Annotated in this window: 17 protein-coding genes; 9 read left to right on the top strand and 8 right to left on the bottom strand. The window is 58.4% G+C overall.

Going from position 1 to position 18,542, the window contains the following annotated elements; genetic code table 11:
- Positions 1 to 2 precede the first annotated feature (2 nt).
- Positions 3 to 899 carry an SDR family oxidoreductase gene (locus LRS40_RS10540; RefSeq protein WP_231313657.1) on the top strand — a complete coding sequence of 299 codons (897 nt, stop codon included), beginning with the start codon at positions 3 to 5 and terminating at the stop codon, positions 897 to 899.
- Positions 900 to 1,018: 119 nt separating this feature from the next.
- Here the strand turns inward: LRS40_RS10540 and exbD are convergent, their stop codons facing one another.
- Positions 1,019 to 1,444, bottom strand: coding sequence for a TonB system transport protein ExbD (gene exbD, locus LRS40_RS10535; protein ID WP_142487094.1), 426 nt, complete (start codon positions 1,442 to 1,444; stop codon positions 1,019 to 1,021).
- Between the two features lie 6 nt (positions 1,445 to 1,450).
- Positions 1,451 to 2,182: a tol-pal system-associated acyl-CoA thioesterase gene (exbB, locus tag LRS40_RS10530; protein ID WP_231313656.1), complete on the bottom strand. Its 732-nt coding sequence runs from the start codon at positions 2,180 to 2,182 to the stop codon at positions 1,451 to 1,453.
- 251 nt (positions 2,183 to 2,433) lie between these two features.
- Between exbB and metC the strand changes: the two genes are divergently transcribed.
- Together metC and yghB are read left to right on the top strand one after the other, a co-directional pair.
- Positions 2,434 to 3,621 carry a cystathionine beta-lyase gene (gene metC, locus LRS40_RS10525; RefSeq protein ID WP_231313655.1) on the top strand — a complete coding sequence of 396 codons (1,188 nt, stop codon included), beginning with the start codon at positions 2,434 to 2,436 and terminating at the stop codon, positions 3,619 to 3,621.
- Positions 3,622 to 3,762: 141 nt separating this feature from the next.
- The gene (gene yghB, locus LRS40_RS10520) at positions 3,763 to 4,422 is read left to right on the top strand and encodes a DedA family general envelope maintenance protein YghB (protein WP_142487097.1); all 660 of its coding nucleotides are present in this window, start codon (positions 3,763 to 3,765) and stop codon (positions 4,420 to 4,422) included.
- A 50-nt stretch (positions 4,423 to 4,472) separates the two neighbouring features.
- Here the strand turns inward: yghB and LRS40_RS10515 are convergent, their stop codons facing one another.
- Positions 4,473 to 5,369, bottom strand: coding sequence for an AraC family transcriptional regulator (locus tag LRS40_RS10515; protein WP_156264636.1), 897 nt, complete (start codon positions 5,367 to 5,369; stop codon positions 4,473 to 4,475).
- Between the two features lie 183 nt (positions 5,370 to 5,552).
- On the opposite strand from LRS40_RS10515, the gene yqhD reads away from it, so the two are divergent.
- Together yqhD and dkgA are read left to right on the top strand one after the other, a co-directional pair.
- A complete protein-coding gene (gene yqhD, locus LRS40_RS10510; protein ID WP_142487099.1) occupies positions 5,553 to 6,716 on the top strand; it encodes an alcohol dehydrogenase in 1,164 nt (387 codons plus the stop codon).
- 105 nt (positions 6,717 to 6,821) lie between these two features.
- Complete coding sequence (gene dkgA / locus LRS40_RS10505) at positions 6,822 to 7,649, top strand: 2,5-didehydrogluconate reductase DkgA (protein WP_156264637.1); 828 nt, start codon at positions 6,822 to 6,824, stop codon at positions 7,647 to 7,649.
- Positions 7,650 to 7,680: 31 nt separating this feature from the next.
- Here dkgA and LRS40_RS10500 read toward each other — a convergent pair whose 3' ends face one another.
- The 5 genes from LRS40_RS10500 to LRS40_RS10480 form a co-directional block, all read right to left on the bottom strand.
- Entirely contained in the window at positions 7,681 to 9,852 is a 2,172-nt protein-coding gene (locus LRS40_RS10500; protein ID WP_231313654.1) for a YgiQ family radical SAM protein, read from the bottom strand.
- Between the two features lie 163 nt (positions 9,853 to 10,015).
- Positions 10,016 to 11,428, bottom strand: coding sequence for a cell division protein FtsP (gene ftsP, locus LRS40_RS10495; RefSeq protein ID WP_156264639.1), 1,413 nt, complete (start codon positions 11,426 to 11,428; stop codon positions 10,016 to 10,018).
- A 59-nt stretch (positions 11,429 to 11,487) separates the two neighbouring features.
- Positions 11,488 to 12,225 carry a 1-acylglycerol-3-phosphate O-acyltransferase gene (gene plsC, locus LRS40_RS10490; RefSeq protein WP_142487103.1) on the bottom strand — a complete coding sequence of 246 codons (738 nt, stop codon included), beginning with the start codon at positions 12,223 to 12,225 and terminating at the stop codon, positions 11,488 to 11,490.
- Positions 12,226 to 12,347: 122 nt separating this feature from the next.
- On the bottom strand, positions 12,348 to 14,606 hold the full coding sequence (gene parC / locus LRS40_RS10485; RefSeq protein WP_231313653.1) for a DNA topoisomerase IV subunit A: 2,259 nt from the start codon (positions 14,604 to 14,606) through the stop codon (positions 12,348 to 12,350).
- Positions 14,607 to 14,725: 119 nt separating this feature from the next.
- Positions 14,726 to 15,127, bottom strand: a complete 402-nt coding sequence (locus LRS40_RS10480) for a YgiW/YdeI family stress tolerance OB fold protein (protein WP_142487105.1) — start codon at positions 15,125 to 15,127, stop codon at positions 14,726 to 14,728.
- Positions 15,128 to 15,412: 285 nt separating this feature from the next.
- Here LRS40_RS10480 and qseB point away from each other — a divergent pair, with 285 nt between their 5' ends.
- From qseB to LRS40_RS10460, 4 genes are all read left to right on the top strand, one after another.
- Positions 15,413 to 16,072: a quorum sensing response regulator transcription factor QseB gene (qseB, locus tag LRS40_RS10475; RefSeq protein ID WP_142487106.1), complete on the top strand. Its 660-nt coding sequence runs from the start codon at positions 15,413 to 15,415 to the stop codon at positions 16,070 to 16,072.
- Entirely contained in the window at positions 16,069 to 17,418 is a 1,350-nt protein-coding gene (gene qseC, locus LRS40_RS10470) for a quorum sensing histidine kinase QseC (protein WP_231313652.1), read from the top strand. The genes qseB and qseC overlap by 4 nt, the downstream gene beginning before the upstream one ends.
- Before the next feature lie 106 nt (positions 17,419 to 17,524).
- Positions 17,525 to 18,106, top strand: coding sequence for an NAD(P)H-dependent oxidoreductase (locus LRS40_RS10465; RefSeq protein ID WP_032614156.1), 582 nt, complete (start codon positions 17,525 to 17,527; stop codon positions 18,104 to 18,106).
- 29 nt (positions 18,107 to 18,135) lie between these two features.
- Positions 18,136 to 18,450, top strand: coding sequence for a putative quinol monooxygenase (locus LRS40_RS10460; protein ID WP_142487108.1), 315 nt, complete (start codon positions 18,136 to 18,138; stop codon positions 18,448 to 18,450).
- Positions 18,451 to 18,542 lie beyond the last annotated feature (92 nt).

Raw genomic sequence — 18,542 nt, 5'->3', positions numbered from 1 at the left:
CAATGGCAAATTCCCAGAGCAAAATTCAGAATCCTAAAACCCAGTACCACACCGGTGAATATCCACAGCAGAAGCAGCCTGCCCCCGGGGTGCAGAGCAAGATGGACCCGGTGCCGGACTGCGGCGAGAAGAGCTATAAGGGCAGCGGCAGACTACAGGATCGTAAGGCACTGGTGACAGGGGGCGATTCAGGCATTGGACGCGCTGCCGCCATCGCTTACGCGCGTGAAGGAGCGGACGTCGCCATTAACTATCTGCCTGCCGAAGAAGAAGATGCGCAGCAGGTGAAGCAGCTGATTGAAGAAGCTGGACGCAAAGCGGTGCTGATCCCCGGCGACCTGAGCGATGAAAAATTTGCCCGTTCACTGGTGCATAAAGCCCATCAGGAACTGGGCGGGCTGGATGTGCTGGCGCTGGTGGCCGGTAAGCAGGTTGCGGTCGAAAAGATTGCCGACCTGACGACGGAGCAGTTTAAGCAGACCTATGCGGTGAACGTGTTCGCGCTGTTCTGGATAACCCAGGAAGCGCTGCCGCTGCTGCCCGCCGGGGCGAGCATTATCACCACCTCGTCGATCCAGGCCTATCAGCCCAGCTCCCATCTGCTGGATTACGCTTCAACCAAAGCGGCCATCCTTAACTTCAGCCGCGGGCTGGCGAAACAGGTGGCAGAGAGCGGCGTGCGCGTCAACGTGGTGGCCCCAGGGCCTATCTGGACGGCGCTACAAATCTCCGGCGGCCAGACTCAGGAGAAAATCCCGCAGTTTGGTCAGCAGACCCCGATGAAGCGCGCAGGGCAGCCTGCGGAGCTGGCACCGGTGTATGTCTATCTGGCAAGCCAGGAGTCAAGCTATGTGACGGCGGAAGTGCACGGGGTGTGCGGCGGGGAACATCTGGGATAGTGGTGCAGCGCCGGGTGGCGGCTTCGCCTTACCGGGCCTACATGTTGAACGTAGGCCCGGTAAGCGTAGCGCCACCGGGCAAATACAAAAACGGCAACCCTTGGGGTTGCCGTTTTTGTTTATTTCGCGACTGTCTTCTCTTCGCCGACCAGGCCAATCTTCAGGTAACCCGCCTGATGCAGCGTGTCCATTACCTTCATCATGGTTTCGTAGTCGACGGTCTTATCGGCACGGAAGAAGACGGTAGTGTCTTTCTTGCCGTCGGTCAGGGTATTCAGCGCCGGGATCACCGACTCCTCAGTCACCGGATCGTTACCCAGGAACATGGATTTATCGGCTTTCACGGACAGATAAATCGGTTTTTCCGGGCGCGGCTGCGGCTGGCTGGATGACGCGGGCAGATTGACCTTCACGTCCACCGTCGCCAGCGGCGCAGCAACCATGAAGATAATCAGCAGAACCAGCATGACGTCGATAAACGGCGTCACGTTGATTTCGTGCATTTCGCCGTTATCGTCCAGATTTTCATTAAGACGCATTGCCATGACGAATTAACCTACGTGTAATTTCTGAGCAGAACGGACCGGCTTCACCGAGCTGGCGCTGAGGTCCAGATCGCGGCTTTGCAGCAGCAGGACCTGAGCGGCAACGTCACCGAGGGTGGCTTTGTAGCTGCCGATCATACGGGCGAAGATGTTGTAGATGACTACCGCCGGGATAGCTGCAACCAGACCAATCGCCGTCGCCAGCAGGGCTTCTGCGATGCCCGGTGCCACAACCGCGAGGTTAGTGGTTTGCGTCTGGGCGATGCCGATGAAGCTGTTCATGATGCCCCAGACCGTACCAAACAGACCAACGAACGGTGAAATCGCACCGATAGTCGCCAGGTAGCCGTTACCACGGCCCATATGACGACCAATGGCCGCAACGCGACGTTCGAGGCGGAAGCCGGTACGCTCTTTAATCCCTTCGTTATCTTCGCTGCCTGCAGAAAGTTCGAGCTCGTTCTGGGCTTCGTTGATTAACTGGGTGGTCAGGCTTTTGGCCTGGAAGGAAGAGGTCATGTCGCTCGCCTGATTCAGGGTGCGGGCCTCGGCCAGCTGCAGCTGTTCGCGCTTAAGACGGCGCTTGTGCGAGATAAGCTCTACGCTCTTGCTAAAGAAAATAGCCCAGGTGACGACGGACGCCAGAATCAAGCCGATCATCACAATCTTCACTACGATGTCGGCATGATGATACATGCCCCAGACGGAGAGGTCCGTCTGCATCAAATTATTACCCACTCGGTATCTCCAGGACGCAAATCACAAAATCTGAGCATAATAATATCAAAACAGCGTCGAATTGATAGTAGTTCTCATTAGTATTTACATACTGCCGTAAATTCGTTTCATTTTCCTTGCGCTTACGCAGGAAAAATTTCCCGGAAACAAATTTTAAAAAATTTTCCGCTGATCCTATCCCCCTCCTCGCGACCTTTTTTACTTTCGTGATAGTGTGGACGTCCAGACGTATAAAAACAGGTTGCGTAGACATGAAAGAGAAGCATCTTGATACCACCCTTGTCCAGGCGGGACGCAGCAAGAAATACACCCTCGGTTCGGTAAACAGCGTTATTCAGCGCGCCTCCTCGCTGGTATTTGATACCGTCGAGGCCAAAAAGCACGCCACCCGTAACCGGGCGAAGGGCGAGCTGTTTTACGGGCGTCGCGGGACGCTGACCCACTTCTCTTTGCAGGAAGCGATGTGCGAGCTGGAAGGCGGTGCAGGCTGTGCGCTGTTCCCCTGTGGCGCGGCGGCGGTGGCAAATACCATTCTGGCGTTTGTCGAGCAGGGCGATCACATTCTGATGACCAACACCGCCTACGAGCCCAGCCAGGACTTCTGTACCAAAATCCTCAGCAAGCTGGGCGTGACCACCGGCTGGTTCGATCCGCAGATCGGCGCCAATATTGCCGATCTGATCCAGCCCAACACCCGGATCGTGTTCCTTGAATCGCCGGGCTCCATCACCATGGAAGTGCATGATGTGCCGGCCATTGTGCAGGCGGTACGCAGCAAAGCGCCGGACGCCATCATTATGATCGATAACACCTGGGCGGCAGGCGTGCTGTTTAAGGCGCTCGATTTTGGTATCGACATCTCTATCCAGGCGGCGACCAAATACCTGATTGGCCACTCGGACGGCATGATCGGTACGGCGGTCTCCAACGCCCGCTGCTGGGAGCAACTGTGTGAAAATGCCTATCTGATGGGACAAATGGTGGATGCCGATACCGCCTACATGACCAGCCGCGGCCTGCGCACCCTGAGCGTTCGTCTGCGTCAGCATCATGAAAGCAGCCTGAAAGTCGCCCGGTGGCTGGCGCAGCATCCGCAGGTGGCGCGCGTAAACCATCCAGCCCTGCCGGGCAGCGTAGGCCATGAGTTCTGGCAACGTGACTTTACGGGCAGCAGCGGATTGTTCTCCTTTGTGCTCAACAAGCGTCTGAGCAATGACGAGCTGGCCAACTACCTCGATAACTTCTCGCTGTTCAGCATGGCCTACTCATGGGGCGGCTTTGAGTCTCTGATCCTGCCGAACCAGCCAGAGCAGATTGCCGATCTGCGTCCGGGCGGAAAAGTGGACTTTACCGGCACCCTGATCCGTCTGCATATCGGGCTGGAAAACGTCGACGATTTGATTGCGGATTTAGAGGCCGGGTTTGCTCGTATCGAATAGCCCGTGGACAAAAGAGGCCGCAAAGTAGGCATTTCTGGACACCACCTCCAGAAAAGTCTGATTTGTTGGGTCCTCGATCAAACCCATCGGGCTAAATAGGGAGTACAATAACTTCATATACGCTGTTCCACAGGAAAGCCCATGGCTGTTATTCAAGATATTATCGCTGCACTCTGGCAACACGATTTTGCAGCACTGGCGGACCCTCACGTGGTTGGGATTGTTTATCTGGTGATGTTCGCCACGCTGTTTCTGGAAAATGGGTTACTGCCTGCCTCATTTTTACCGGGCGACAGCCTGCTGCTGCTGGCGGGAGCGTTAATCGGTAAAGGGGTAATGGACTTTGCGCCGACGATGGTGATCCTCACCTCCGCCGCCAGCCTGGGCTGCTGGCTCAGCTATCTGCAGGGCCGCTGGCTGGGCAATACGCGGGTGGTCAAAAGCTGGCTGGCGCAGTTGCCGCATAAATACCATCAGCGGGCGACCTGCATGTTCGATCGCCACGGCCTGCTGGCGCTGCTCGCCGGGCGTTTTCTGGCCTTTGTGCGCACCCTGCTGCCCACCATGGCGGGCATTTCCGGCCTCTCTAACCGCCGCTTCCAGTTCTTTAACTGGCTGAGCGCGCTGCTGTGGGTCGGCGTAGTGACCACCTTCGGCTATGCGCTGAGCATGATCCCATTCGTGAAACGCCACGAAGATCAGGTCATGACCTTCCTGATGATCCTGCCGCTGTTCCTGCTTGTAGCAGGGCTGGTGGGAACCATCGTGGTGGTGATCCGTAAGAAGTACTGCAACGCCTGACAGCTATACTCTTCACCCTCTCCCCATAGGGGAGAGGGAACTTGAACACCCTACCCCTGCATCATCCGGATCCGCGCCGCATCTTCCCCTGGCGTCACCCCGAAATAACGTTTGAACTCCCGACTGAACTGCGACGCGCTTTCATACCCCACCCGCAGCGCGGCCGCGCTGGCCTTCATCCCGTCGTGAATCATCATCATCCGCGCCTTGTGCAGGCGGTAGCTCTTGAGATATTGCAGCGGCGAGGTGCTGGTCACCGATTTGAAGTTATGGTGAAACGCCGAGACGCTCATGTTGGCCTCTGCCGCCAGCTGATCGACGCTCAGGTTCTCGGTGTACTGGCTCTCGATGCGCTTCAGCACCCGGCTGATCAGGCTGAAGTGGGTCTGACGGCTGACCAGTGCCAGCAGCGCCCCGCCGCCAGGCCCCAGCAGCACGTGATAGAGAATTTCACGCACGATCTGTTTACCCAGAATGCGGGCATCCAGCGGCCGCTCCATCACATCCAGCAGACGCTCAATGGCGCAGAGGATCTCATCCGTCAGCGTGGCGGAGTTGATCCCGCTTGCCGCCATCGACGGACAAAACAGCTCGTCTTCGCCAATGTCCATCAGCAGCTCCTGCAGTTGCAGGATATCCACATTTAAACGAATCCCCGCCAGCGGCACGGCTTCTGTCGCGAAGGTTTCACATTCAAAGGGTAAAGGTACTGTCAGGAGCAGATATTCGCGCGGGTCATAGCGGAATACCCGTTCGTTGATATAGCCAATTTTATGCCCGGAAAAGAGAAAAATGATACCCGGCTGGTACATCACCGGCGTGCGGGTGCCGGGCTGAGTGCCGTACAGCAGGCGCACGTCCGGCAGCAGTTCGCCGAGATTATTTGCATTATCTTTCAGTCTGTTAATTTGCGCCGTTAGCTGCAGGCAGGTTTCATCGCGGTTCATCTTTGCTCGATCCGTCCAGGGTTTCCGACGTTTGCAGTGTGCGCGGTTTTTCGCAGTTTCTCCAGCTCCGTGTAGAAATGGGCAAGACAACGGCAGGAATGTGCATTGAGAGGAGAGCCTGCGCTCGCCACAATGGGCACCATCAGTTAGCCCGGTATTTTCACCCACCTAAGGGAACGAACAATGAACAATTTTAATCTGCATACCCCGACCCGTATTCTGTTTGGTAAAGACGCTATCGCCGATCTGCGCGGGCAGATCCCGGCAGACGCCCGCGTGCTGGTCACCTATGGCGGCGGCAGCGTGAAGAAAAACGGCGTGCTGGATCAGGTCTATAGCGCCCTGCAAGGTCTGGACGTGCGTGAGTTTGGCGGCATCGAGCCGAACCCCTCTTACGAAACCCTGATGAACGCCGTGAAAATCGCCCGCGACGAGAAGATCACCTTCCTGCTGGCGGTGGGCGGTGGCTCGGTGCTGGACGGCACCAAGTTTATCGCTGCGGCGGCCCACTATCCTGACGGCATCGACCCGTGGCACATCCTGCAGACCGGCGGCAGCGACATCAAAAGCGCCATTCCGATGGGCTCCGTGCTGACCCTGCCAGCAACCGGCTCTGAGTCCAACAAAGGTGCGGTGATCTCCCGTAAAACCACCGGCGACAAGCAGGCCTTTATGAACGAGCACGTGCAGCCGGTGTTTGCGGTACTGGATCCGGTTTACACCTACACCCTGCCGCCGCGTCAGGTGGCGAACGGCGTAGTGGACGCCTTTGTTCATACCGTTGAGCAGTACGTCACTTACCCGGTGAACGCCAAAATTCAGGATCGTTTCGCCGAGGGTATTCTGCTGACTCTGATTGAAGACGGCCCGGTGGCGCTGAAAGAGCCAGAAAACTACGAAGTGCGTGCCAACGTGATGTGGGCCGCGACTCAGGCGCTGAACGGCCTGATTGGTGCCGGCGTGCCGCAGGACTGGGCCACCCACATGCTGGGCCACGAGCTGACGGCGATGCACGGCCTCGATCACGCCCAGACCCTGGCGGTCGTTCTGCCTGCGCTGTGGAATGAGAAACGCGACACCAAGCGCGGCAAACTGCTGCAGTACGCTGAGCGCGTATGGGGTATCACCGCCGGTTCGGAAGAGGAGCGCATCGATGCCGCTATCGCCGCCACCCGCAACTTCTTCGAGCAGATGGGCGTGCCAACTCGCCTCTCCGGCTATGGCCTGGACGGCAGCTCCATCCCTGCCCTGCTGGCGAAACTGGAAGAACACGGCATGACCCAGATCGGTGAGCATCACGACATTACCCTCGACGTGAGCCGCCGTATTTACGAGGCCGCTCGCTAAGCGATTTTGCACGCTTACCTTTCGTTTTTCGGCATTTAGGCCAGGCTTAATGCACATACGCCACCAGAGGAGTACCTCTGGTGGATGTCCAATGAAGGAGGAAAAATGGCAAACCAAACCGTAATCAAGCTTCAGGACGGCAACGTAATGCCCCAGTTGGGGCTCGGCGTATGGAAAGCCGGTAACGACGAGGTCGTGTCCGCCATTCATAAAGCACTGGAAGTCGGCTATCGCTCCATTGATACCGCGGCCGCCTACAAAAATGAGGACGGCGTGGGCAAAGCGCTGGCCAGCGCCGGTGTGTCACGCGATGAGTTATTCATCACCACCAAGCTGTGGAACGACGACCAGAAGCGCCCTGCAGAAGCGCTCCAGGAGAGCCTGGACAAGCTGCAACTCGATTTCGTCGATCTCTACTTGATGCACTGGCCGGTGCCGGCGATCGATCACTATGTCGACGCCTGGAAAGGGATGATTGAGCTGCAGAAAGAAGGGCTGGTGAAGAGCATCGGAGTCTGTAATTTCCAGGTTCACCATCTGCAGCGCCTGATTGATGAGACGGGCGTGGCCCCTGTCATCAACCAGATTGAACTGCACCCGCTGATGCAGCAGCGTCAACTCCACTCCTGGAATGCGACCCACAAGATCCAGACTGAATCCTGGAGCCCACTGGCACAGGGCGGCGAAGGGGTGTTCGATCAGAAAATCATCCGCGATCTCGCCGATAAGTACGGCAAAACCCCGGCACAGATTGTCATTCGCTGGCATCTGGACTGCGGCCTGGTGGTGATCCCGAAATCCGTCACCCCGTCGCGCATCGCGGAAAACTTCAAGGTGTGGGATTTCCGTCTGGATAAAGATGAGCTGGGTGAAATTGCGAAGCTGGATAAAGGCAAGCGTTTAGGGCCGGATCCGGACCAGTTTGGCGGATAAATAAAAAACCCCGGCGAGCCGGGGTTTTATTTTACGCTTTGCGTTTTACGGGTTTCTTCGCGGTTGCCCCCGCGTTCGAACGCTGATGCACAATCGGCGTGTGCTTGGTCAACGCCGGGCGGGTATGACGATTCTGGCGACGCGCTTCGCGCATCTCATCCAGCGTTGGCGCAGGCACCAGGCAGTCGCGACGTGAGCCGATCAGGTGCTTTTTACCCATCTCTTCCAGCGCCTGGCGGATCAGCGGCCAGTTAGCCGGATCGTGATAGCGCAGCAGGGCTTTATGCAGGCGACGCTGTTTGTCCCCCTTCGGCACCACCACATCCTCACTCTTATAACCAATCTTACTCAGCGGGTTCTTGCCGGTGTAATACATGGTGGTGGAGTTCGCCAGCGGTGACGGATAGAAGTTCTGTACCTGATCCAGACGGAAGCGGCGCTGCTTCAGCCACAGGGCCAGATTCACCATATCCTCATCACGCGTACCCGGGTGGGCGGAGATGAAGTACGGGATCAGGTACTGCTCTTTCCCGGCCTGTTTGGAGTAAGTGTCGAACAGCTCTTTGAAGCGGTCATAGCTGCCCATCCCCGGCTTCATCATCTTCGACAGCGGGCCTTCTTCGGTATGCTCAGGAGCAATCTTCAGGTAGCCGCCCACGTGGTGGGTCGCCAGCTCTTTGATGTAGCGTGGATCTTCCACGGCGATGTCGTAACGCACGCCGGAAGCGATGAGGATCTTCTTGATGCCTTTCAGGCCGCGGGCGCGACGATACAGGTTAATCGTCGGCTCATGGTTGGTGTCCATGTGCTCGCAAATGCTCGGATAGACGCAGGAGAGACGACGGCAGGTCTGTTCCGCACGCGGCGACTTACAGCGCAGCATATACATGTTGGCTGTCGGGCCACCCAGATCGGAGATCACGCCGGTAAAGCCCGGAACCGTGTCGCGAATGGCTTCGATCTCGTTGACAATCGACTCTTCAGAACGGCTCTGGATGATGCGCCCTTCGTGCTCGGTAATGGAGCAGAAGGAGCAGCCACCGAAGCAGCCGCGCATGATATTGATCGAGAAGCGGATCATCTCATACGCCGGAATGCGGCTGTCGCCGTATGAAGGGTGCGGCACGCGCTTGTACGGCAGGGCAAAGACGCTGTCCATCTCTTCGGTGGAGAGCGGGATCGCCGGCGGGTTGACCCAGATATAACGCTCGCCGTGCTTTTGCATCAGCGCACGGGCACAGCCCGGGTTAGTTTCATGGTGCAGAATGCGCGACGCATGTGCGTAGAGCACTTTGTCAGCTTTGACTTTCTCAAAGGATGGCAGCAGCACGTAGGTCTTTTCCCACGGCTTTGGACGCGGCGGCTGAACGGTGATCGCTTTGGCTTCGGCTTTCTTCGGCTCAACAGGCTTGTTATCGGCACAGGGCAGATCTTCGCCGTACGGGTGCGGGATCGGGTCGATTTTGCCCGGCATATCGATGATGCGGGAATCCACCCCGCTCCAGCCCGGCAGCGCCTCTTTCACCATGATCGCGGTGTTGCGCACGTCGCGGATGTTGCCTACCGGCTCGCCCTGGGACAGACGGTGCGCCACCTCCACCAGCGGACGCTCGCCGTTGCCGAAGATCAGCATGTCGGCTTTGGAGTCCACCAGCACCGAACGGCGTACGGTATCAGACCAGTAGTCGTAATGGGCGGTACGGCGCAGGCTCGCCTCGATGCCACCCAGGATGACCGGCACGTCTTTCCATGCTTCTTTGCAGCGTTGGGTGTACACGAGAGTGGCGCGGTCCGGACGCTTGCCCGCCACGTTATCCGCGGTGTAGGCATCGTCGTGACGCAGTTTGCGATCGGCGGTGTAGCGGTTGATCATCGAGTCCATGTTGCCCGCGGTGACGCCGAAGAACAGGTTCGGTTTACCGAGGCGCATAAAGTCCTCTTTGCTGTTCCAGTCCGGCTGGGCAATGATCCCGACGCGGAAGCCCTGGGCTTCAAGCATACGACCGCAGATCGCCATGCCAAAGCTCGGGTGATCGACATAGGCATCGCCGGTCACCAGAATAATGTCGCAGCTGTCCCAGCCAAGTTGGTCCATCTCTTCACGAGACATCGGCAGGAACGGTGCCGGTCCAAAGCAGGCCGCCCAGTACTGGGGCCAGGAGAAGAGGTCACGATCCGGCTGGATCAGGGAAATTGCGCTCATAATGCTTCCGAAGAAAAAATAGACAAAAGGAGCGGGATTATACGCTGGATCAATGTGGGAAATGAAGGAGTATTGTGCGGGGATGTTAATGCCCGGTGGCGCTGCGCTTACCGGGCCTACGGGCCTGTAGGCCGGGTCAGGCGAAGCCGCCACCCGGCAAGATTTATGGTGCCGGATTGATTAACATTTGCCCCACCGAGCCCCTGTCCATCATCTCCAGCGTCTGGCTGTGGAACAGGAACGGGAAGTGCGGCCAGGAGGGCTGACCGTAATAGACCAGCAGTTCGACCTGTCCGTCGACCCAGACGGTATCTTTCCAGCCCCGGTCTTCCGGGAACGGCATGGCGCCGTTGACGTTGCGCACCAGGAACTTCACCCCTTCGATATGGAATGACTGCGGCATATCGGCGCGCACCGTCCAGCGCTCCCAGGTGCCCTGCTGGGCGGTGATATCAATGCGGTTCACATCCCACAGCTGGCCGTTGATGCCCGGATCGTCACCGAGGCTGATATCCCGGGTGCGCACCGGCGTCCCGCTCAGGACCTCGTCCGGCAGCAGGCGCATCGGCAGGGTATCGGTCACCAGCGGTAACAGGCCGGTTGGACGCAGGGTCAATACCAGGGTCGAGACCAGAATGCTCGACGGTTCAAAGAAGCCGCGCAGGCGGTCAACGATGCTCGCCGCCTCGCCGCAGGTGATCGACACTTCATCGCCGTTGGTCATATCCACCAGAATTTCGCGCCGCTCGCCCGGGGCCAGCGCCAGCTGCTTCACCGGCACCGGGGCCGGTAAAAAGCCCTGATCCCCGGCAATCACGTGTAGCGCCCGGCCATCGCTCATCTGCAACTGATAGCGGCGTGAGTTGGATGCATTCAGCAGGCGCAGGCGCACCCAGCCGCGTGACACCTCAACATACGGACTCTGTGCGCCGTTCACCAGCAGCGTGTCACCAACAAAACCGCCGCTGCCCGGCTCGCTGTACTCCGGCGAACCGAAGTTATCCAGTCGCTTGTCCTGAATGATGATCGGGAAGTCATCGACCCCGTAGTGATTCGGGATCGGCAGGGATTTGCTGATCTCATCTTCCACCAGCCACATCCCCGCCAGCCCGGTGTAGACCTGCTGCGCGGTGCGGTTTGGGGTGTTGGCGTGATACCAGAGGGTGGCGGCGTTCTGGCGAACCGGCAGAACCGGCGCCCAGTCGGCGCTCGGGGACATCATGCGCGGCGCACCGCCCAGCAGCGGGCCCGGCACCTGCAGGCCGCTGATGGTCATGGCGACGTTCTCCGCCAGGCGGTTGCTGTAGATCAGTTTGACGTCATCGCCGCTCCAGACGCGCACGGTCGGGCCAAGGTAGCGTCCGTTAACGCCCCAGACGTTCGCCCGCGTCCCCTGGGTGAACGACCAGTGGGTGCGCTGCAATGTCAGGAACAGCGGCTGACCGCGGCGGGATTCAAGTAACGGCGGGATGGGCAGCGGCTGCTGCTGCCCGGCGGCGTTTGCCCTCAGCGGAACCGCACCTGCACAAAGGGCGATACCCGATGCCTGAATAAACTGACGGCGACTGAGTGACATATTAGCTCCATGTATAAACGTACTAACAACGCGGGAACTCGTTTTCCCTTTAAGCCGGCTTAAACCCTGCCAGCGGCTTCGCGCTCTGCGACTTCTTTATCGAGTTCAGCGATTTTATTCAGCATTAATTCGCGGCAGTGAGCCGCCAGCTCGCGCACCTGATCTTTGCCATATTTACTGACATCGACCGGCGGCAGCATCTCGACGATAACCAGACCGTTACGCAGGCGGTTGAGGTTAATCTTATTCGATGTGTTGGAAACACACACCGGAATAATAGGTACACCTGCCGCAATTGCGGCGTGAAACGCGCCAGTTTTGAACGGCAGCAGGCCGCGACCGCGGCTGCGGGTCCCTTCCGGGAACATCCAGATGGAGATTCTGCGCTTTTTGAAGTGGTTTACCACCTCGGCGATGGTGCCGTGCGCTTTGGCGCGGTTGTTACGGTCGATCAGCAGGTTGCCGGTCAGCCAGTAGAGCAGGCCGAAGAACGGCACCCACAGCAGGCTTTTTTTGCCCACGGTGACGGTTGGCGGCTGGACGATTTTTGCCGCAGTGACCATATCGTAGTTGTTCTGATGGTTACCGATATAGATAGCGTTGCCATGTTTCTCTGCCCCTTCCGGCAGACGCGTTTCTACTTTCAGTCCAAACAGTGGCCCCAGACGAGCAAACATGTGGCCAAAAGTGGCAACGTGTTTTGGATTACGCGGGCTGAACAGGCAGTAAATACAGCCGAAAATACAGACCAGAATGCAGTAAATAACGGCAAGAATGGAACGAACAATTAATAGCATAGCGACCTCAAAAACCCCTGACAGCTGACGATTATACTGCAACTGTTCACTGGTAACTCTTTTGTTTTTATAACGGATGTTTAACGCGAGACCCCCTCCTGAACGGAGGGGGAGGTGCTCTGTTACGCTTCGTTGTTGCTCGCATTACCGCGGTTCGGAGAGTCGATCTCCACGCGGTCGATGCGTTGCAGGCCGCGCATCAACGACCCTCTGCGTCCACGTTCGCCCACCACTTTCTGCAGCTCTTCCGGGCGCAGTTTGATTTTGCGTTTACCCACGTGGATAGTCAGAGTGCTCTGCGGCGGCAGAATAAAGAGGTGCGCCAGGCTGTCTTCACCTGCGGCCGCTTCCGCCGTTGCGATGTTGATGATCTTGTTACCTTTACCTTTCGACAGCTGCGGCAGGTCACTGAGCGGGAACATCAGCATCCGGCCTGCGGCGGAGATCGCCAGCAGCATGTCGCTCTCGTCCTCAATCACCAGCGGCGTCAGGACGCGGGCGTTATCCGGCAGGCTAATCAACGCCTTGCCCGCGCGGTTACGCGACACCAGATCGTTAAAGGTACAGATAAAGCCGTAGCCCGCATCGGAGGCCAGCAGCAGCTTCTGCTCGTCGCCTTCCATCAGCATATGCTCAACCGTCGCACCCGGCGGCAGCGTCAGCTTGCCGGTCAGCGGCTCGCCCTGCCCGCGCGCCGACGGCAGCGTAATCGGATCGATGGCGTAGCTGCGCCCGGTAGTGTCGATAAAGGCCACCGGCTGGTTGCTCTTGCCCTTCACCGCAGCTTTGAAGCTGTCGCCCGCTTTGTAACTCAGACCCGGGGCGTCGATGTCGTGCCCCTTGGCGCTGCGTACCCAGCCGCTTTGCGACAGCACGATGGTCACCGGCTCGGACGGCTGCATGTCATGCTCGCTCATCGCTTTCGCTTCTTCGCGCTCGTGCAGCGGAGAGCGACGGTCGTCGCCGAAGGAGTCGGCATCCGCCTGCAGCTCTTTCTTCAGCAGGTTGTTCATCTTGCGATCGGAGGCGAGGATCGCCTGCAGCCGATCGCGCTCTTTTTCCAGCTCGTTCTGCTCGCCGCGGATCTTCATCTCTTCCAGTTTGGCGAGATGGCGCAGTTTCAGCTCAAGGATCGCTTCGGCCTGAGTTTCGCTGATGCCAAAGCGCGACATCAGCGCTGGCTTCGGCTCATCCTCGGTACGAATGATCTCGATCACTTCGTCGATGTTGAGGAACGCCACCAGCAAACCTTCGAGGATATGCAGGCGCTTGAGCACTTTTTCCAGGCGATGGTTCAGACGACGGCGCACCGTATCGCGGCGGAACGTCAGCCACTCGGTGAGGATCTCAAGCAGGTTTTTTACCGCCGGACGCCCGTCGAGCCCAATCATGTTCAGGTTGATACGGTAGCTTTTTTCCAGATCCGTGGTGGCGAACAGATGGTTCATCACCGGCTCCATGTCCACGCGGTTGGAGCGCGGCACAATCACCAGACGGGTCGGGTTCTCGTGGTCGGATTCATCGCGCAGGTCATCCACCATCGGCAGCTTTTTATTGCGCATCTGGGAGGCGATCTGCTCCAGCACTTTCGCGCCGGAAACCTGATGCGGCAGCGCAGTGATCACCACCGCGCCGTCCTCTTTGGTCCACACCGCGCGCATGCGCACGGAGCCGCGACCGTTCTGGTAGATTTTGCGGATTTCCGCGCGGGAGGTGATGATCTCCGCTTCGGTTGGGTAGTCCGGCCCCTGGACGATATCCAGCAGCTCATCCAGCGAGGTTTTTGGCTGTTCAATCAGGGTGATGGCCGCTTTCGCCACTTCACGCAGGTTATGCGGCGGAATATCCGTCGCCATCCCCACGGCAATACCGGTAGTGCCGTTCAGCAGAATATTCGGCAAACGCGCAGGCAGCATTTTCGGCTCCTGCATCGTACCGTCGAAGTTCGGCACCCACTCCACGGTGCCCTGGCCCAGCTCGCTGAGCAGCAGTTCGGCATATTTAGAGAGGCGGGATTCGGTGTAACGCATCGCCGCGAAGGATTTCGGATCGTCCGGTGCACCCCAGTTCCCCTGGCCGTCGACCAGCGGATAGCGGTAAGAGAACGGCTGGGCCATCAGCACCATGGCTTCATAACAGGCGCTGTCGCCGTGCGGATGGTATTTACCCAGCACGTCGCCCACGGTACGGGCGGATTTTTTAAACTTGGCGCTGGCATTCAGACCCAGCTCAGACATCGCATAAACGATGCGGCGCTGAACGGGTTTCAGCCCATCACCGATAAACGGCAACGCCCTGTCCATGATGACGTACATGGAGTAGTTCAGGTAGGCGTTTTCCGTGAATTCATGTAGCGCGAGGCGCTCTGCCATATCGCTCATTAAATGGGATTCCTCAACTCAGAAACCGGTTGGTTTCAGGCAATATTGCCGCAGATACTACCTTATCTGGCGAGTCGAGTCACAGAGAAAAAGGGCCGCAATGGCGGCCCTTTTTCGGGTTATTTACTCAGCTTGATAACCTGTTTCACGTCGATTTCGAAATCGTTCCACTCTTTATCGACTTTACCCTGCAGCTCAACCTTATCCTGCGGGGTGACGGTCACGCCGTTCCAGCGCTTGTGGTCAATTTCGACCACCACCGTACCGCTCTCGTCGCGGAAGGTGTAGCGGTCATCGGACAAGCGCTCGGTGATGTTCCCGCGCAATTTCACCCAGCTGTCGTCCTTCTGATCCTTGACCTTCTGCGCCGTGGTGAGGTTGGCGTCGTTATCGACAAAACCGCCCTGCTGGGTTTGCGTCTGGGTTGCCGTGGCCGACGGGCCGTTAAACCCGCCCTGAGCCGCAAAAACCGGCGCGGTGGTGATCATCATGATGGCAGCAATCGCAGCGTATTTTTTCATCTTAACTCTCCCTTTAGAGCCTGTCCCGGTAGGCGTATTTGTTGCAGACAGTTTGAACACGGACAGCGCGGAACAACCGGAGCGTACTTGAAGTCCGTGAGGATTGTGAGCACTGCCCAGGTTCAAAATGGCAAATAAAATAGCCTAACGGGATAGGCTGTTGATGTTGTTTCGCAGTCCATTTAACAGGGTAAACCTTAACAACTTCTTAAGCGGAAAATTTAAATTTTTTTACTGTACAGCCGGGCGTGACAGAGGGTTTACTGGCCGCAACAGGGAGGGCACATGCGCATTTTACTGGTAGAAGACGACAAGCTGATTGGCGACGGCATTAAGGCCGGGCTGACAAAACTGGGCTTCAGCGTGGACTGGTTCACCGAGGGTGAAACCGGCAGAGCGGCGCTCTACAGCGCCCCCTATGATGCCGTGGTGCTGGATCTGACCCTACCCGGCATCGACGGGCTACAGATCCTGCGCGACTGGCGGGAACGGGGCCGCAGCGAGCCGGTGCTGATCCTGACCGCGCGGGACGCGCTCAACCAGCGCGTCGAAGGGTTGCGCCTCGGGGCCGACGATTATCTCTGCAAACCCTTTGCCCTGATCGAAGTGGCCGCCCGTCTTGAAGCGCTGGTGCGCCGCAGCCACGGCCAGGCGCGCAGCGAACTGCGCCACGGCGGCGTAACGCTCGATCCCAGCCGGCTGGTGGCCAGCCTAAATGGCGAAACCCTGGTGCTCAAGCCCAAAGAGTTCGCCCTGCTGGAGCTGTTGATGCGCAACGCGGGCCGCGTGCTGCCGCGCAAGCTGATTGAAGAGAAGCTCTATACCTGGGACGACGATGTCTCCAGCAACGCCATAGAAGTCCACGTTCACCATCTGCGCCGCAAGCTCGGCAGCGATTTTATCCGCACCGTGCACGGCATCGGTTACACCCTGGGTGACGCATGAAACTGACCCAACGCCTGAGCCTCAAGCTGCGCCTCACGCTGCTGTTCCTCGCCCTGTCGCTGACGGCGTGGTTTGCCGCCAGCCTGGTCGCCTGGCACCAGACCAGCGATAAGCTCGATAAGCTGTTCGACACCCAGCAGATGCTGTTTGCCAAACGGCTGCTGACCATGGATCTGGATGAGATCCGCGCCCCGCAACGGATGCGCGAGGTGCCGAAAAAAGCGAAACACGGGCATCTGGACGACGATGCGCTGGCCTTCGCCATCTACACCCCCGACGGCAAAATGGTGCTCAACGACGGTGAAAACGGGCGCGATATTCCCTATCACTATCGCCGGGAAGGTTTTGATAACGGCCAGCTCAACGACGATAACGACGAATGGCGATTCTTATGGCTCACCGCGCCGGACGGAAAGTACCGGGTGGTGGTCGGCCAGGAGCGGGAGTACCGCCAGGAGATGGCGCTGGACGTGGTGAGATCGCAGCTCACCCCGTGGCTGGTGGCCCTGCCGGTGATGCTGCTGCTGCTGATCGTCCTGTTGAGCCGTGAACTCTGGCCGCTGAAAAAGCTGACCCAAACCCTGCGCGCCCGCTCCCCCGATGCCACTGACCGGCTGGCGACGCATGGCGTGCCCGTTGAGGTTCGCCCCCTGGTGGACGCGCTGAATCAGCTTTTCGCCCGCACCCAGGAGATGATGGCCCGGGAGCGTCGTTTTACTTCGGATGCCGCCCACGAGCTGCGCAGCCCGTTAACCGCCCTGAAAGTGCAGACCGAAGTGGCGCAGATGTCGCTGGACGATCCGCAGGCGCAGGCGAAAGCCCTGACCCAGCTGCACGCCGGGATCGACCGGGCATCAAGGCTGGTTGAACAGCTCCTGACGCTGTCGCGCCTGGATTCGCTGGAAAATCTGGACGATGTCGAAACCCTTAACATGGCCGATTTACTCCAGTCGGCAGTGATGGATATCTATCACCCGGCGCAGCAGGCCGGAATCGACATTCGGCTCAACATCCACGCTCCGCAGGTCACCCGCTCCGGGCAGCAATTACTTCTGAGCCTGCTGGTGCGCAACCTGCTGGACAACGCCGTGCGCTACAGCCCGCGCGGTAGCCAGGTGGAGGTGACGCTCGACGCCCACAGCGTGACCGTACGCGACACCGGCCCGGGTATTTCCCCCGACGCCCTGGCGCGGATCGGGGAGCGTTTTTATCGCCCACCCGGTCAGGATCAGACCGGCAGCGGCCTGGGTCTGTCGATTGTGAAGCGCATCGCCGCCCTGCACCGAATGACGGTTTCGCTACGCAACGGGCAGAATGGCGGATTTGAGGTCAGGATCGGCTGGTAAGGCATTATTGCTTTTTCAGCAAAAGACTTTGCACATTTTGCTAATTTCACCGCACCGCTGTCGCGCGTAGAATGGCCCTCAGACTCGCTACTCTGAGGACAACTTAATGAGCAATATCCTGATTATCAACGGCGCGAAAAAATTCGCCCACTCTAATGGCCAACTGAATGACACCCTGACCGAGGTCGCGGACGGCTTCCTGCGCGACGCCGGGCATGATGTTAAGGTCGTGCGCACCGACGGCGAGTACGATATCCAGGCCGAAGTGCAGAACTTCCTCTGGGCCGACGTCGTAATCTGGCAAATGCCTGGCTGGTGGATGGGCGCGCCATGGACCGTGAAAAAGTACATGGACGACGTCTTTACCGAAGGTCACGGCGCGCTGTATGCCAGCGACGGCCGCACCCGCTCTGATGCATCGAAGAAATACGGCTCCGGCGGCCTGATCCAGGGGAAAAAATACATGCTCTCCCTGACCTGGAACGCACCGATGGAAGCCTTCACCGAAGAAGATCAGTTCTTCCACGGCGTGGGCGTTGACGGTGTTTATCTGCCGTTCCACAAGGCTAACCAGTTCCTCGGAATGGAAGCCCTGCCGACCTTTATCACCAACGACGTGATCAAAATGCCGGATGTGCCACGCTATATCGCAGAATATCGCAAGCATCTCGCGGAAATTTTTGCTTAACTGATGGCATGTTATCAGGAGAAATGACCATGCTTACCGTTATTGCTGAAATTCGCACCCGTCCTGGGCAACATCACCGTCAGGCGGTGCTGGATCAGTTCGCAAAAATTATCCCAACCGTTTTAGAAGAGGCTGGCTGCCACGGCTACGCGCCGATGGTGGACACCGCCGCAGGCGTCAGCTTCCAGACCACCGCCCCGGACTCCATTGTGATGGTTGAGCTGTGGGAGACCGTGGCCCACCTCGAAGCCCACCTGCAAACCCCGCACATGAAAGCGTGGAGCGAGGCGGTGAAAGGTGACGTTCTGGAAACCCATATCCGTATTCTGGAGCAGGGGGTTTAACCTCCACGGTATCGCCGGGCTGCACTGCGTTTGCCCGGCCTACGTTTTTGTAGGCCCGGTAAGCGTAGCGCCACCGGGCAAAACAGAAGCCC

The sequence above is a fragment of the Leclercia sp. G3L genome, assembly GCF_021117075.1.
Taxonomy (GTDB): Bacteria; Pseudomonadota; Gammaproteobacteria; order Enterobacterales; family Enterobacteriaceae; genus Enterobacter; species Enterobacter adecarboxylatus_C.
Note: the sequence above shows the minus strand (reverse complement) of the source record. Positions and strands in the feature narration are given on the sequence as shown.

Excerpts from the sequence above, each read along its gene's own strand:
- LRS40_RS10540 (WP_231313657.1), top strand. The coding sequence starts at position 3 with ATGGCAAATTCCCAGAGCAAAATTCAGAATCCTAAAACCCAGTACCAC.
- exbD (WP_142487094.1), bottom strand. The coding sequence starts at position 1,444 with ATGGCAATGCGTCTTAATGAAAATCTGGACGATAACGGCGAAATGCAC.
- metC (WP_231313655.1), top strand. The coding sequence starts at position 2,434 with ATGAAAGAGAAGCATCTTGATACCACCCTTGTCCAGGCGGGACGCAGC.
- yghB (WP_142487097.1), top strand. The coding sequence starts at position 3,763 with ATGGCTGTTATTCAAGATATTATCGCTGCACTCTGGCAACACGATTTT.
- LRS40_RS10515 (WP_156264636.1), bottom strand. The coding sequence starts at position 5,369 with ATGAACCGCGATGAAACCTGCCTGCAGCTAACGGCGCAAATTAACAGA.
- yqhD (WP_142487099.1), top strand. The coding sequence starts at position 5,553 with ATGAACAATTTTAATCTGCATACCCCGACCCGTATTCTGTTTGGTAAA.
- dkgA (WP_156264637.1), top strand. The coding sequence starts at position 6,822 with ATGGCAAACCAAACCGTAATCAAGCTTCAGGACGGCAACGTAATGCCC.
- LRS40_RS10500 (WP_231313654.1), bottom strand. The coding sequence starts at position 9,852 with ATGAGCGCAATTTCCCTGATCCAGCCGGATCGTGACCTCTTCTCCTGG.
- ftsP (WP_156264639.1), bottom strand. The coding sequence starts at position 11,428 with ATGTCACTCAGTCGCCGTCAGTTTATTCAGGCATCGGGTATCGCCCTT.
- plsC (WP_142487103.1), bottom strand. The coding sequence starts at position 12,225 with ATGCTATTAATTGTTCGTTCCATTCTTGCCGTTATTTACTGCATTCTG.
- parC (WP_231313653.1), bottom strand. The coding sequence starts at position 14,606 with ATGAGCGATATGGCAGAGCGCCTCGCGCTACATGAATTCACGGAAAAC.
- LRS40_RS10480 (WP_142487105.1), bottom strand. The coding sequence starts at position 15,127 with ATGAAAAAATACGCTGCGATTGCTGCCATCATGATGATCACCACCGCG.
- qseB (WP_142487106.1), top strand. The coding sequence starts at position 15,413 with ATGCGCATTTTACTGGTAGAAGACGACAAGCTGATTGGCGACGGCATT.
- qseC (WP_231313652.1), top strand. The coding sequence starts at position 16,069 with ATGAAACTGACCCAACGCCTGAGCCTCAAGCTGCGCCTCACGCTGCTG.
- LRS40_RS10465 (WP_032614156.1), top strand. The coding sequence starts at position 17,525 with ATGAGCAATATCCTGATTATCAACGGCGCGAAAAAATTCGCCCACTCT.
- LRS40_RS10460 (WP_142487108.1), top strand. The coding sequence starts at position 18,136 with ATGCTTACCGTTATTGCTGAAATTCGCACCCGTCCTGGGCAACATCAC.